We start from the raw sequence: 14,867 nt of genomic DNA, 5'->3' as shown, positions 1-14,867 counted from the left end.
TCTAAAAAAAATTTTCTAAATCTTTTAACCACATCAGATTATTAAAAATTTTCAGAAAGTCAAGCCTCCTTTCTTATTAAAAATTAAAGCTATTTAAAAAAATACTTTCTAAAGGCTATATTAAATAAAATTGACAGCATTAAATAAGTTGAAATCGTAACAGATCCACCATAACTAAGAAAGGGTTGAGGGATACTGGTCATAGGGAGAAGGCCTGTTGCTCCGCCAATATTAAAAAAGGCCTGCCATAAAAAGATAATTACTATTCCAAGGCTCAGGGATCTTCCTAAGTAGTCCTTTGCCTTTCGGGATAGATTTAATCCCCAAAAAAGGAGATACCCATAAAGAAAAAGAAAAAGGGTATTTCCCAGAAAACCAAAGGCTTCAGCCCAGACAGAAAAAGCAAGATCTGTATTTTTAGCTGGTAAATAATTTAATCTCGTTGACCAGCCTTTTTGAAATCCCTGCCCTTTCACTCCTCCGGAACCTATAGCAATAAGAGACTGATTGAGCTGGTATCCCCAGGTCTTGTAATACTTTTCAGGATCAAGATAACCATAGATTCTGCCCTTTTGATGAGGCTTCAATTTATTCCAGACAATAGGAACCGCAATAACCATAATAAGAATAAATATACTACAAAGCCCTATAAAAAGCCTTTTGGGAAATCCAAGGGCCAGGAGAAAACTTACAAACATTAGCCCAATGATAAAGGCGTAGTCAAGGTCAACAGGCAGCAAAAACAATAAAGGCAAAGCAATTACCACAAGCAAAAAAAGGGCCTCTCCAGTCTCTAATTTTAGATTTTTCTTTTTCTCCATAATGAGACTAAGAAGATAGATTATTATTATTTTTAAAAACTCAGAGGGTTGAAAACTTAAGGGACCAAGGACAAGCCACCTTTTTTTAAACAGGGCAAGAATTATCAATAAAAGTAACATTAAGCCATATAAGATCCAGATTAATTCCAAAGAGATGCGCCGATAATCAAAATAAAGGGTGATCACCAAAAAAATCAATAATCCAAAAGTTTGCCAGATAAGATTTTTCCAAAAAAAATTGCCTGAATCTCCCATGTTCATTTGATTTAAGATATTTATACCCACAAGGGCAAGAAGAGTTAAAACAGCTAAGAAGTTCTCTTTTATAAAGATTTTAAGGCGTTGTAGAATTTCCATAATTCTCCTCAGTTCCTTGGGGAAGCTCCTCTATATTTTCTGGTAACTCTGGCTTTAAGAGTGAGGGTATTTTATAAAAAGCTCTATACAATTCGCCAGCTATAGGTGCAGCTACAGCACCCCCACCTCCTCCGTGTTCAACTAAAACAGCGGAAACAACCTCTGGAGTAGAATTCCCAGCATAACTTACAAACCAGGCATGATGTTCATATTGTTTGGTCCTTTTCTGCAGGGCCACAACCTGTGCGGTTCCGGTTTTTCCCCAAACAGAAAGTCCAGGAACCCGGGCTGCTTTCCCCGTGCCACTCTCAACCACCTCTTTGAGCCCTGATCTAACCCAATCCAGGTGCTCAGGCCTGAACTCTACCTTGGCCTCAAGCTTAGAACTTGCTTTATAAAGAATTTTTCCTGTTTTAGAACGGACCTCCTTAACCACATAGGGTTGGTAGAGATACCCTCCATTAGCAACCACCGTATAAGCTCGTGCCATCTGAAGGGGAGTTGTCAAAATATACCCCTGACCAATGGCCACAACAACTGTCTCTCCTTGTTGCCAGGGTTCTTTATAGCGTTTTTGTTTCCAGGCTCTATCTGGCACAAGGCCTGGCTTTTCATCACTATAACCAAGACCAGAGACCTTACCCAGACCCAGGGAACGAGAAACCTTAGCCAAAAAGTCTATATCTATTCTTGAACCAACCGTATAAAAATAAACATCGCAGGATTGAGCAATAGCCTTGATAAGATTAACCCCTCCATGACCTTTCCTTTCCCAACAACGAAAGATATGATTTCCGTAGTTAAAATACCCTGGACAGAATACCCCCCAGTTCAATCCTTTAATGACTCCTGCCTCAAGCCCAGCCAGAGCAGTAATTATTTTAAAGGTAGAACCCGGAGGATAAGGCTGAATTGCCTTATTAAGAAGAGGTTTTTTGGGATCAAGGGCGATCTTTTCCCATTCCCCTGGTTCAAAGCCTGAAATAAATTTATTGGCATCCACTGAAGGAGCACTCACAAGAGTAAGAAGAGCACCATCTTGAGGTGAGAGCGCAACTATAGCCCCTCTCTTATCCTTCAAGAGTTCATAAGCCCTCATCTGTAGATCGTGTCTAACTGTAATTATAAGATCATTTCCAGACACAGGAGAAGTCCTTCCCACAACTTTACCCAACCGCCCATAAGCATCTCTTTCCATCTCAATGCGGCCATTTTGACCCCGTAGGTAATCTTCAAAAATCCGCTCTATTCCTTTTTTCCCTATGAGATCCTCTGGAGAATACCCTTTATTTTTGAGGTTTTCATATTCCTCTTTATTAACTCTTGCCACATACCCGAGGAGGTGAAAATAGGCCTCCCCATAGGGATAATATCTTTCGGACTCAGCTTCAACCAATACCCCCGGAAGATAATACCTTCGCACCATAATTCTTGAGACCTCATCCCAGGTCAAATCCCTTTTTAAAAGAATCCTTCCCAGATAGGTCTTTTTGGCAAGATAATATCTCTCCTTTAGGGCTCCAAAATCCTCTTTTAAAAGCAGGCTCAACTTTTTTAAGGTCTCCTCTTCATCTTCCAAGGTTTCAAGATCTAAATAAAGCTGAAAGATGGCTCTATTGGTTGCTACCACCACTCCATCTGCAGTTATGATTTCACCTCTGGGGGCCTTAATTACATAACTTGCTAAGGATCTTGCCTTGGCCTTTTGCATATAGTAAGGATGTTTGATAACCTGAAGATAAAAAAGTCTTAGCCAGAGAAGACCAAAACAAAAAATTATCAACAACTTAATAAAAAAAAGCCTTTTTTCCCAAACCTCCTCAACTTTTTCTTGTTTTTGCCACTTTTCCTTGAAATCTACAATCTTCATAACCTTTACTCAGGAGAGACTAAAATTTTAGAAAGAAAGGCATGAAAAACTATGATAAAAAGCCAATTAAAAAGCCCAAAGAAAAAGGTCTTCACAAGGAGATGAATCCAGAAAGAATAAGTAAGGGTATAAAGTTCAAGGGAACTAAAGAAAGAAAAGAGTTTTATTATCAAAAAAGATAGCACACTTAAGCCCCAAAAGGAGTATCTAAAAATTCTGGTCTCGATTTTAAAGAGTTTCTTCAGCTGAAAAAAACCCCAGAAGAGAAAAAAGTAATAAAAAAGCCAGAAAAAACTGGGTAAATTTTCTTCAAGAGCCTTTAAAAGGGATACCAAAACTATGGATAAAAGGGCAAAAAAGTTAAAAGTAAGAAGGGGGATAAGGCCAAGGACAAAGCCTAAAAAAAAATCAAGGGGAAAATTATAAAAGATATGAGAAAAAAAACCCCTTAAAAAGATAGCTACAACCAGGAAGGGTAAGAATTTCAGAAAAAAAACCTTTCCAGGCATATCTTAAATAGGAATCTCCGGAACCTTGAGTAGCACTACCACCCAGCTAAGATTATAAATATCTACAGAAGGCCTGACTTCTGCTCTTTTAAAAAGGCCCTGCACATCTTTATTAACAGAGACCATTTCTCCCACCAGAAGTCCAGGTGGAAAAAGAAGATCCTGACCTGAGGTGACAAGGATATCCCTTTCCTTAGCCTGGGAATAAAGGGGTAGGAACTCAAGGGTTATATAAGGCTCACCCTTTCCCTTGAGGATTCCTCTTTCCTGAGTCCTTAACACCTTAACATCTGCTGAAAAAGAGGGATCGGTGATTAAAATCACCCTACTCCAACTACGGTGAACCTCAACTACCTGCCCCACAAGGCCTACCCCTTCATTACCTACAAGAGATAACACCGGCATCTGAGGCATAAGACCATCCTTAGACCCCTTGTCAATAATTATTTGATCAAGGTATGGATCAATAGCCTTATAAACAATTCGGGCTACAACCTGAGGATGCTTAAAGCCTTCACTGATCTTAAACAGTTTTTCCAATCTCTGGTATAAATTTTCCCTTTCCTGATAATAAGCTAATTCCTGTTTCAAAATAAGAACCTGTTCTTTTAAAGCCTGGTTCTCCCTTTTGACATCAATTAAAATAAGATATTTGGAAAAAAAATCTCTTAATTCCTGAGCTAAATAACTTTCTGCCCTCCAGAAGGGTTGTAAAAAAATCCCGGCTATACCCTTAAAAGGGTCAGTTTTGAGTAAAAATAGGGCTACAAATAGAAAAAAGAGAATTCCTGCCCAAAGAAACCATTTCTTACGCATACTAAATTATTTTAGCACAGCCTCTTACTTTTCCCAGAGAGGGACTTAGGGCTTAAGATTGATGGCCTAAAAATATCAAAAGGGGGCTTAAAGCCCCCTTTTGAATTCAGGTGAGAGTTCCCTTTAGAAGGAGAGCTCAAGAGAGCCGTAAAGGTTCCACATCTTTTCAATGGGCACAAACATGGTCATAGCTTTCATTTGATCCATCATATTGGTTGATTTTACCCATTTTTTAATATCATCAATATCTCTTGGGGTTTCAAGCCAGTTAGCTGAACCATAGTAGTCAAACCAGTAATACTGGAAGCCAAGTCTCAAGAGGGCTCTTGCATTCTTGGTAAGTTTCTGCCCAACAGGTAAATCTTGCTGCCAGTAAACTTCTGCCACATGGCCACGAGTAGAGAGTTTGTTCATATAGGGATCATCTGAGCCAATGTGGAAGGGCATCCACCACTTGGAGCCATAGTTATATTCAAGCCCGAGCTTAGCTCCATTAATCTGAGGAATGGGGATTCTTACACCAGCATAGACAGCATAACCCGTGCGAGTATCCTTCTTAATTTGAGATTTATCCATGCTGAAGCCATTAAGAAGAGTATAGTATAAAGGCACTTGCGCATGAAAATAATCTGTTCCGTTTGAAAAATAGATATCCATTGGGAATGTTCCAATGGCTTTTGGCTCAGCTATACTCATCCCAAGAGAGATAAAGTAGTCAACCCCATCAAGATTAAAGAGTTTGATATTTTTATGAGTCCAGGTAAGCCCGATTTCATAAATATCACCAAGATTGGTTCTTCCTCTCATAGGAGCTGGCATATACCTTCCAAAAGCTGGATTAAACATATAAAGATCCCCATTGGGGAAATCCATAATATCCTGAGCTTTGAAAGCCTGGAAGTTCAGGAATTTATTATCTACATCATAGACATCCCAGTTAAACCCATAAAACTCCACATCATCCTTGGCTCTATCAAGGGGCATTTTAAAACCGGACTCAAAGCCCCTTCCATAACAGAATCTGATTCTTCCCCATTCATAGTCATAACCAATCGTTGCCCCATCAAAGGGAACATCAATATTTATAGCAGTGGGAGTTGCATCCTTATTCTCGCGACCTTCCCTGAATTCCTGAGGGGTGCCATGGGTGGTTGGCCTTCTACCAAAGGAGATCCAGATGGGTTTATCAAAAAGATAGCTGATATTAAAATAGGCTCTATCTACATAAAGGCGGGAATCATCAGGCCTCACCCCATAGGTGAAATTGTTTTTCATGGGGAAAAAGAGATAGGGCCCAAAATAGTCATCTCCCTCTCCCCAGGCCTTGTTATAGGCAAGGCGAACCTTAGCAGCAGTATTCTCCGTGGGTTTAAAGGATAAATCAAGTCTCAAACGGTTGGTCCAAAGGGAATCATTTTCCTCTTTATGAGAGCGTGTTTTTTTGTTAAACTCTGTAAGATCTAATCTATTTCCGTGAATATCTGTTAATCCAAAAGGAGCAGTTGTATTTCCAACATAGTTTGGACTTATGTTAAAGTTTGATAGCATAGTACGCATATTAGAAAGAAAAGTTTGATCACCAAAAAGTCCTACCATAAAAGCATTTCTTGGAATGGTTGCACGGGTTGAATCAATTCTCGTTCTTATATCTCCTGAAATCTTGATTCCTGCAAGATTGTCTTTAAGGGTCTTTGCTGTTTTCTCAACCGTTGAAACCTTCTCTTCCTGAGAAGCCTGTTTCTCCTTTACCTCTTTAAGCTGAGACTTTAAAGCCTCAAGTTCCCTGGAAAGCTGTTCAATCTTTTGAAGAAGTTCATCCTGAGTTGCTCCAAAAGTAGGACCTGCAAGCAAACCCAGAACCATACCGCTAATTAAAAAAATTTTCCCCTTTTTCATTTCCTTCACCTCCTGAATATTTTTTTAACTTTTTTTTAAAGATATCTTTAAAAATAAAAAAGGTCAAATTTGATCTGGACAAGAAACAATCTAAAAATTTATAAAATTCTTTTTTAAAAAACAAATGCTAAATTTTTCAAAAATTTTTGATAATTTTCTTCAAATTTTTTTAAAAATTAATGTCTCTTTCTGGAATAGAAGTCCAGAATTTTTTCAAGTTGTTTGAGGAATATTTTTTCTTCCAAATATTTTCTTGCCCTTTTTAAAGCCCCTTTAAAATCTATGGACTTTCCACACACATAAAGGGCCCCTGCTAAATTTAAAAGAAACATATCCTTGATAGGACCCTCAAGGGAGTTCTCAAAAAGCCTGTAAAAAATCTCAAGGCTCTCCTTTGAGTCCTTCACCTTGAGTTCTTCCTCATTAACACACCTTTCAAAGCCAAAGTCTTCCGGATCAAGATAATAGGTGGTTATTCTTCCCTTTTCAAGCTCTGAAACCTTGGTTGAACCTGTAATGGTTATCTCATCATAGCCCTCTTCACCCCAAACCACCATGGCCCTTTTCACCCCAAGATCATCAAGCACATAGGCTATTTTCTCAGTAAGTTTAAAATCATAAACTCCAAGAAGCTGATGATTTGGCCTTGCAGGATTTAAAAGGGGACCAAGGAGGTTAAAAATGGTCCTTCCAAGGCGTTTTCTGATTGGAGCCACTCTGGCAAAGGCAGAATGATAGAGAGGGGCAAAGAGAAAGACAAAGCGCACCTTTTGTAAGGCCTCTCTTAAAGCCTCCTCTGGAAGATCAAGGGGAATCCCAAGGGCTTCAATAAGATCTGCAGATCCTGATTTACTTGAAATAGAACGATTCCCGTGTTTTACCACAAAGACATCCTCCTCAACTGACAGGGCAAGGGCAACTGCTGTGGAAAAATTAAAGGTATGTTTGGCATCTCCTCCTGTTCCACAGGTATCCACAATAATAGCAGATTCAGAAAGCCCGTGTTCAAAGGGTTTCATAACTTCCCTGTAAGCCTTAACAGCTCCAGAAATCTCCTCCCAGGTCTCCCCCTTTTCTTTTAAGGCCTTAAGAAACTCCTCAACCTCTGCCTCATCAAAATCCTCAAGGGCAAGTTTTTTAAAAAGTATATAACTCTGCTCTTTGGTCAGGGATTTTTTTTCTTTGAGAAGTTCTGTTGCCTCTCTAAAATTCATAGGGCCTCCTCAGAAGTTAGTTCCTCAATCTTTCTTTTTAATGGGTCTTTAATTTTTTGCAAGAGGGGAAGAAGCTCCCTTACTGCATAAAGATAAATCTCTCTGGCTGTAGAAAAGTCATAAATATGCGCTATTTCATTCCTTATACGAGTAAATTTTGCAAGCTCGTGATATTCCTTTTCTGTAATTTTACCTGAGAGATAATAATTTTTAAAACAATCAAGGGGGGTTGCGCAGGGTTTTCCTTTGGCTTCAAGAATAAGTTTAATAAGTTTCCAGAGAACCTCAAAGGTGTATTCAAAACGCTTGGCTGAAACTTCAAAAAGAATTTCTTCTTCAAGATTCAATTTTGAAAGTTGAGAGAATTTTTCTAAGGTTCTTTCAAAGTCTTCAAATTTTTTACGAAGTCTTTCCCTATATGCCATATTTTTCCCTCATTCAAGGCAAAGGTTAAAAATTCAACACTTACTTTATTTCCCTCAATAAGATCTATAGGCACGGGTATTTCTTCAAGTTGATTTAAGGCTTCCTTTAATTTAAGGAAGGTTAGATCATCCACTGAACCCAGATAAAAAAAGAGGAGATCAAGATCAGAAAGAGGCCTCTTCTTCTCTGTTTGTGAACCTATAAGGATAAGGAAAAGTTTTTCAGGATCAAGAAACTTTCTGAAAACCTGAAGAATCTTAACCCGGGCCTCTTCAAGATCCATCTATCCAAGATCCATGGAGGGGAAAAAAAGGCTCGGGGCCCCTGTATCTCCAAAAAAGGTAAGATCATTCCCGATTTCAAGGTCCCTAAAAAGCTCAAAAATATTTCCGGAAAGCCCCATTTCGCAGAGATACTTAACAGGTTCTCCTTTTTCCCAGAGAATCCCACTTACCCCAAAGGAGAAGTCCCCTGAGATGGGATCTGCGGTGTGAGCCCCAAGAATCTCAAGCACCTCAAAAACAAAGCCTGAAGAGTTAAGGAGCTCGGAAGGGCTCTTTGAGCCTTTCTCAATATAAAGGTTTGTGAAATCCACCTTGGGGGGGCTTGATGGGTCAGGTCTTCTTGCATTCCCTGTTGAAGAAAAACCCGTCTTCTCCCCATAAAAGGCATCCCAGATGAAACCCTCAACCACTCCCTCTTTTATAAGAATTTTCCTCTTCTGGGGCAGCCCTTCATCATCAAAGGGGCGGGTTTCGGGAAGAGAGGGATTAAGGCCGTCATCAATCACAGAGAGCTCTTCTGAAAAGATCTTTTTCCCAATTTTGTCTTTCAAGAAAGATCTACCCTTAATAACCTCATCCCCCTTTAAAGAAAAAGACAAGAGAGAGAGAAGATCAAGGGAGGCAAGAGGTGGAAATAAAACCCTGGCTTTAAGAGAGACACCCTTTTCAGCAAGGCTTAAAGCTTTAGCCCTTCTCTTGGCATCCTGAGAAAGCTTAAGTATATCAAGGTTATCAAAGGAGATGGCACTTTGATAGGTGTAAGCAGAAGCACTTTTCATTCCAGAGTCTGCAACCACTGAGATTAAAAAACTATAAAGGGGAACAGAAAAGGAAAAAACCCTTCCCTCTCTTATTAGAAAGATTTCTTCTTCCCCACAGGAAAAAGCCTCCCTTTCTATACGCCTTATGGCTTTATCTTCCAAAAGGATTTTTCTTTCCTCTTCAAGGATTTCAAGAATACTCTCCTTAGAGAGTTCAAAATAAGGTCTTCTTTCAATCAGAGGATACTCTTCAGAAAAGGATGGATACACTGAAGGAAGCCCTGCTCTTGATAAGCTTTTAGATCTCTCAATGGCAGCTTTTATTCCCTCCCTTGATAAATCAAGGGTATAACTTATTCCGCAGAGGCCCTGAGAATTCAAATATCTTACTGCAAGAGTTCTTTCATCAAAGGTCTTTTCAAGAAAGGGACGAGTATCTCTCCACTCGTAACTAATTCCTTTTTCCTGCAGCAGATAAAATTCAAGAGCCCTCTCTTTTTCCGTAAGTTCCCTTAAATATTCAACAATTTCTATCATTTTTTAATAAATTCCTTTCCAGCAAAAAGAGCACCATCTCCAAGATACTCCTCAATGCGCAGCAACTGATTAAATTTAGCGGTTCTTTCTGAACGGGCAGGAGCTCCTGTTTTAATTTGGCCGGTATTTAAAGCTACAGACAGATCCGCAATAAAGGCATCCTCTGTTTCTCCTGATCTATGGGAGATCATAGCTCTAAAGCTTCCCCTGTAAGCAAGCTCAACAGCCTGAATGGTTTCAGTAACTGTCCCAATCTGATTGAGTTTTATAAGCACAGCATTGCAGAGTTTTTCCTCAATAGCCCATTTAATGCGTTTGGGATTGGTGACAAGAATGTCATCCCCTACAATTTGAATTTTACCTCCAAGTTTAGAAGTTATAAGTTTAAATCCTTCTGGGTCATCTTCAGAAAAGGGGTCTTCAAGTAAAACAATGGGATAATTCTCACAAAGTTTCCCGTAATATTCTGTAAGCTCTTCTCTTGAGAGGATTTTTCCAAGGCCAGGAAGGTGATAAAGGCCCTCTTTGTAGAGTTCAGAAGCAGCTACATCCATGGCAAGGGCAATCTCCTCACCAGGTTTATATCCAGCTTTTTCTATAGCAAAAAGTAAAAGGTCCAGGGCCTCTTCAGGAGAGCCAATTTGAGGGGCAAAACCTCCCTCATCTCCCACTGAGGTTGAAAGTTTTTTTTCCTTTAAAAGGCCTTTTAAGGTGTGATAGGTTTCAACTCCCATTCTCAGGGCCTGAGCAAAGGACTCAGCTCCCCAGGGAACAAGCATAAACTCCTGAAAATCAAGAGGATTATCTGCATGAACTCCTCCATTGATAACATTCATAAAGGGAACCGGAAGCACTCTTGCTCTAACTCCTCCAAGGTAGGCAAATAAAGGTATTCCCAGCTCTTCAGCTGTTGCTCTGGCAAGGGACATGGAAACAGCAAGAATAGCATTGGCTCCAAGCTTAGATTTATTCTCTGTTCCATCAAGCTCGCAAAGGAGCATGTCAATCTCACTTTGCCTGGAAGAATCAAGTCCCTCAAGTTGAGGGGCAATTATTTCGTTTACATTAAAAACCGCCTTCTGAACGCCTTTTCCAAGGTAACGACTTTTATCTTTATCCCGCAATTCAAGGGCCTCGTGTTTTCCTGTGGAAGCCCCAGAGGGCACACAAGCCCTACCATAAAACCCACTATCAAGATGCACCTCAACCTCAATGGTTGGATTACCTCTGGAATCAAGGATCTCTCTGGCTCTAATTCTGGCAATTCTTCCCATGGCTCCCCCCCTCTTTTAAAAATTTTTTTAGTTCCTCAAGATAAACAGGTTGAGTTCCCACTTTGCCTACAACGATTCCAGCACAGATGTTGGCTAAAGTAACCGCGTCTTCAATGGAAAATCCTGCTCCAAAAAAGGCAGATAAACTGGCAATAACTGTGTCCCCGGCACCGGAGACATCAAAAACCTCTCTTGCCTGTGAGGCCAATCTTAGCCCTCCCTTCTCTGGCTGAAACAAATAGATACCTTCCTTACCAAGGGTTACTACTAAAAAATCGAGCTCATACTTTTTTACTAAATAAAAGGATGCCTCATCCAGATTCTCTTCTTTAAGGTTTTCGTAACGCAAAACCTCTTTAAATTCCTTAAGATTAGGGGTAATGGAGGTAGCCCCTTGATACTTTTTCCAATCAGCACTTTTGGGATCAATCATAATAAACTTTTTATGTCTCTTTGCCTCTTCAATCAACCAGTTACAAAAACTATCCGAGAGAAACATACCCTTAGCATAATCAGAAAGAATCACACCATCTACATTTGATAAAAGCTCTTCATAGATCTCTTGAAAGGCTTTTTTTATATCTGAAGAAAGGGGAAGTCTCACCTCTTTGTCAATACGAAGCAATTGTTGAGACTGAGCTATCACTCTGGTTTTTAGTGTAGTAGGCCTTTCCGGATCCTTCAAAATACCCTGGGTATTAATCCCGCATTCCTCGGCAATCTTTATAAGAAGATCTCCCTTTTCATCTTTGCCCACAACCCCCATAAGAAAAGTCTGAACTGAAAGGCCTCTTAGGTTGGCAGAGACATTAGCAGAGCCTCCAAGACTATGGGTAATCTCCTTTAAGTCAAAAACTGGAACCGGGGCCTCAGGAGAAATCCTCTCCACACTACCCCAGAAATAACGATCAAGAATAAGATCCCCTACCACAAGGATCTTAACCTTAGAAAGGCTTTCCTCAAGCTGGGAAAGATTAATTTTGGATAACATGAATATCAAGATGATTTTTTCTGAGTTTTTTCAGGTTGAGTTTTCTCAAAAAAGGGAAGACCTGTGAGTTCTCTAATCTTTTTCTCCAGTTCATCTGCTATAGCTTTGTTTTCCTTAAGAAATTTTCTAACATTTTCTTTACCCTGCCCCAATCTTTCGCCTTTATAAGAATACCAGGCTCCACTTCTTTCAATGAGATTGAAAGCCAGCCCCAGATCAATAAGTTCTGCTTCACGGGAGATCCCCTCTCCAAAATAGATATCAAACTCTGCTTCTTTAAAGGGTGGAGCAAGCTTGTTTTTCACAATCTTGACTTTGGCACGATTTCCCAGGGTCTCCTGCCCTTCTTTTATACTTTGAATTTTTCTTATCTCCATTCTAAGAGTGGCAAAAAACTTAAGGGCCATGCCACCAGGAGTTGTCTCCTGAGGCCCTCCAAAACTCATCATGCCAATTTTCATACGGGTCTGATTTATAAAGATAACCGCAGTATTGGTTTTGGAAATGGCAGCGGTAAGTTTTCGCATGGCTTTGGACATAAGTCTTGCCTGAAGGCCAACTTGCTGTTCATCCATCTCCCCTTCAAGCTCGGCCTTGGGCACAAGGGCAGCTACAGAGTCAACCACAATAATATCAACGGCCCCGCTTCTGGCAAGGACTTCTGCTATCTCAAGAGCCTGCTCTCCGGTATCTGGCTGGGAAATGAGAAGCTCATCCACATTAACCCCAAGTTTTCTGGCATAATTCACATCTAAGGCATGCTCAGCATCAATATAGGCAGCTACTCCCCCTAATTTCTGAGCTTCTGCTACCATATGGAGGGCTAAAGTTGTCTTACCAGAGGCCTCTGCTCCAAAAATTTCAGTTATCCTTCCCCGGGGGATCCCACCAATCCCGGTTGCTAAATCCAGAGCCAAAGAACCTGTAGGAATAACATTTACCTCTACTTTTTTTTCATGTTCCCCAAGCTTCATAATGGCGCCCTTACCAAACTGGCGCTCTATCTGAGTGATCGCTGCCTCAACAGCCTTTTTCTTATCAAGCTCCATAAAAATCCCCCTTTATTTTTCTTAAAAATACTTAATTATAAAACAAAAGTCAAGAGGAAAAAAATCCTCCCTAAATTGCCGATAGAAACAATCAAAAATCCAAAAGCCTCCTTTTGTATTTAGATTTCTGGTTGAGGAACTGACTCCTTTTGGGGCTTTTAAGCCTAAGTGAAATGGAGTTCTTGTCCCTCGTTTTTTAAAATTAAGCAAAGGAAACATGTTTATAAAATTTTCAGGAGGATATCTTAAAGGATTTTCCTGTTGTGGCAAAGGATGGAATTGCCAAAATGGAGGAGAGATTTATTGAAAAAATGCATAAGTTCAGATCCTTACAAGAAGGAGGAAGTGGGGTAAAAGAGGAATTAGATATCTATACAAGGGAGGCTTTACAAGTCTATAAAAGTAACACAGGCAATCTTGCCTGTGGAGGCAAATTACACTCCAATGTATGAAAGAAACAGAGACAAGAATGCCTGTGTTACAACAGAGCCACAAAAAAATTCAAGGGGTATAAAATTTTAAACCCCTACTATTTAAGTCTCAAAAGACCTGGACGCATACAGCAGATTGACAGGGCCATAAAATTTGGTAAATTTAAAAAAATCTTTTCCCGAGAGGGGTCTTTATGGAATTTGAGGCGGTTATCGGTCTTGAGGTCCATGCTCAACTTAGCACTCAAAGCAAACTTTTCTGTTCCTGTTCAACCCGTTTTGGGGCAGAGCCAAACTCTCAAGTTTGTCCTATCTGCACAGGTCAGCCTGGGGTTCTCCCTGTCATCAATAAAAAAGCTATAGAATATGCCCTTCGGCTGGCGCTTGCCCTATCCTGTAAAATAAACCTCCTTTCTGTTATGGCACGAAAGCACTATTTTTACCCAGATCTTCCCAAAAATTACCAGATTTCTCAATATGAGCTCCCCTTGGCAGAGGGAGGAGAAGTGGCAATTGAATTAAATGGTCTTAAGAAAACAATTGGCCTTACCCGCATCCATTTAGAAGAAGATGCTGGAAAATTAGTGCATGATGAAAAACTACCCTATTCCTATGTGGATTTTAATCGCACGGGTGTTCCCCTTTTAGAGATAGTTAGTAAACCAGAGATTACCTCCCCTGAAGAAGCTGTAGCCTATCTTAAAACCTTAAGAAGCATAGTAAGATACTTAGGAATCTGTGATGGTAATATGGAGGAGGGGAGCCTGAGATGTGATGCCAATGTCTCAGTAAGGCCCAAAGGGAGCTCAACTTTTGGAACAAAGGTTGAGCTAAAAAATATGAATTCTTTTAAACATGTGGAAAAAGCCCTTGCCTATGAAATAAAGCGTCAAATTGGATTGATCCTTGAGGGTAAAGAAGTAGTCCAGGAAACAAGGCTTTATGATGAGGCTACTCAGACAACCCATCCCATGAGAGGTAAAGAGGAGGCTCATGATTATTGCTATTTCCCGGATCCTGATCTAATTGAGATTCAACTTGAGGAATCTTTTGTCCAAAAAATAAAAGATTCTCTTCCTGAACTTCCTCAGGTCAAAAAAGAGAGATTTGAAAAGGCCTATGGGTTAACTTCTTATGAGGCTGGAATCCTAACCGAAGAAAAAACCCTGGCAGATTTCTTTGAAGAGTCCCTTAAGTTTTATTCTAACCCCAAGGCTATATCAAATTTTATCCTCACTGAGGTCCTGAGATATTTAAATCGAGATCGTATTGACATATGGGAAAGCAAACTTAAAGCAGAGCATCTGGCTGAACTTTTAGAATTGGTTGACAAAGAGGTTATCTCAATTACCCTTGCCAAACAACAGGTCTTTCCTGAGGTTTATGAAAGGGGGGTTTCTCCTAAAAAGGTAGTAGAAGAAAAAAATCTTGTTCAGGAGAGTTCAGAGGCCCAGCTTAAGGGAATCTGTGAAGAGGTCCTTAGGGAAAATCCCTCAGAGGTTGAAAAGTATAAGTCTGGGAAAAAGGGGCTTATTGGCTTTTTTGTAGGACAGGTGATGAAAAAAACCCAGGGCAAAGCCAATCCCAAAGTGGTTAATAAGATTTTAACAGAGCTTCTGGAGAGCTAATTG

The 14,867-nt window shown here is 40.0% G+C and carries 14 protein-coding genes; 2 read left to right on the top strand and 12 right to left on the bottom strand.

Annotated features, from left to right (window positions below; translation table 11 throughout):
* Positions 1–89: 89 nt before the first annotated feature.
* The 12 genes from THC_RS01430 to recA all read right to left on the bottom strand — a co-directional run bounded on the left by THC_RS01430 (position 90) and on the right by recA (position 12,805).
* Positions 90–1,178 (bottom strand): FtsW/RodA/SpoVE family cell cycle protein, encoded by a 1,089-nt coding sequence (locus THC_RS01430; protein ID WP_068512289.1) that lies wholly within the window; start codon positions 1,176–1,178, stop codon positions 90–92.
* Positions 1,156–3,048: a penicillin-binding protein 2 gene (mrdA, locus tag THC_RS01425; protein WP_068512286.1), complete on the bottom strand. Its 1,893-nt coding sequence runs from the start codon at positions 3,046–3,048 to the stop codon at positions 1,156–1,158. The genes THC_RS01430 and mrdA overlap by 23 nt, the downstream gene beginning before the upstream one ends.
* A gap of 5 nt (positions 3,049–3,053) precedes the next feature.
* Complete coding sequence (locus THC_RS01420) at positions 3,054–3,557, bottom strand: hypothetical protein (protein ID WP_068512284.1); 504 nt, start codon at positions 3,555–3,557, stop codon at positions 3,054–3,056.
* Between the two features lie 3 nt (positions 3,558–3,560).
* Positions 3,561–4,373, bottom strand: coding sequence for a rod shape-determining protein MreC (gene mreC, locus THC_RS01415; RefSeq protein WP_068512281.1), 813 nt, complete (start codon positions 4,371–4,373; stop codon positions 3,561–3,563).
* A 123-nt stretch (positions 4,374–4,496) separates the two neighbouring features.
* A complete protein-coding gene (locus THC_RS01410; protein WP_068512277.1) occupies positions 4,497–6,269 on the bottom strand; it encodes a DUF3373 family protein in 1,773 nt (590 codons plus the stop codon).
* A 176-nt stretch (positions 6,270–6,445) separates the two neighbouring features.
* Complete coding sequence (gene trpD, locus THC_RS01405) at positions 6,446–7,483, bottom strand: anthranilate phosphoribosyltransferase (protein WP_068512274.1); 1,038 nt, start codon at positions 7,481–7,483, stop codon at positions 6,446–6,448.
* Entirely contained in the window at positions 7,480–7,908 is a 429-nt protein-coding gene (locus tag THC_RS01400) for an HI0074 family nucleotidyltransferase substrate-binding subunit (protein ID WP_068512272.1), read from the bottom strand. The genes trpD and THC_RS01400 overlap by 4 nt, the downstream gene beginning before the upstream one ends.
* Positions 7,854–8,192, bottom strand: a complete 339-nt coding sequence (locus THC_RS01395) for a nucleotidyltransferase domain-containing protein (RefSeq protein WP_068512269.1) — start codon at positions 8,190–8,192, stop codon at positions 7,854–7,856. Before THC_RS01395 ends, THC_RS01400 begins: the two co-directional genes overlap by 55 nt.
* Positions 8,193–9,491, bottom strand: a complete 1,299-nt coding sequence (locus THC_RS01390; protein ID WP_068512266.1) for a TldD/PmbA family protein — start codon at positions 9,489–9,491, stop codon at positions 8,193–8,195.
* A complete protein-coding gene (gene eno / locus THC_RS01385) occupies positions 9,488–10,765 on the bottom strand; it encodes a phosphopyruvate hydratase (protein ID WP_068512263.1) in 1,278 nt (425 codons plus the stop codon). Before eno ends, THC_RS01390 begins: the two co-directional genes overlap by 4 nt.
* Positions 10,743–11,756 carry a D-glycero-beta-D-manno-heptose-7-phosphate kinase gene (gene rfaE1 / locus THC_RS01380; protein ID WP_068512259.1) on the bottom strand — a complete coding sequence of 338 codons (1,014 nt, stop codon included), beginning with the start codon at positions 11,754–11,756 and terminating at the stop codon, positions 10,743–10,745. Before rfaE1 ends, eno begins: the two co-directional genes overlap by 23 nt.
* A 5-nt stretch (positions 11,757–11,761) precedes the next feature.
* Positions 11,762–12,805: a recombinase RecA gene (gene recA, locus THC_RS01375; RefSeq protein ID WP_068512256.1), complete on the bottom strand. Its 1,044-nt coding sequence runs from the start codon at positions 12,803–12,805 to the stop codon at positions 11,762–11,764.
* Positions 12,806–13,068: 263 nt separating this feature from the next.
* On the opposite strand from recA, the gene THC_RS01365 reads away from it, so the two are divergent.
* Together THC_RS01365 and gatB are read left to right on the top strand one after the other, a co-directional pair.
* A complete protein-coding gene (locus tag THC_RS01365; protein WP_068512251.1) occupies positions 13,069–13,257 on the top strand; it encodes a hypothetical protein in 189 nt (62 codons plus the stop codon).
* A gap of 173 nt (positions 13,258–13,430) precedes the next feature.
* Complete coding sequence (gene gatB / locus THC_RS01360) at positions 13,431–14,864, top strand: Asp-tRNA(Asn)/Glu-tRNA(Gln) amidotransferase subunit GatB (RefSeq protein WP_068512247.1); 1,434 nt, start codon at positions 13,431–13,433, stop codon at positions 14,862–14,864.
* Positions 14,865–14,867 lie beyond the last annotated feature (3 nt).

This window comes from Caldimicrobium thiodismutans (assembly GCF_001548275.1).
Classification (GTDB): domain Bacteria; phylum Desulfobacterota; class Thermodesulfobacteria; order Thermodesulfobacteriales; family Thermodesulfobacteriaceae; genus Caldimicrobium; species Caldimicrobium thiodismutans.
The sequence above is the reverse complement of the archived record's forward strand: the minus strand, read 5'-3'. Positions and strand labels throughout refer to the sequence as shown.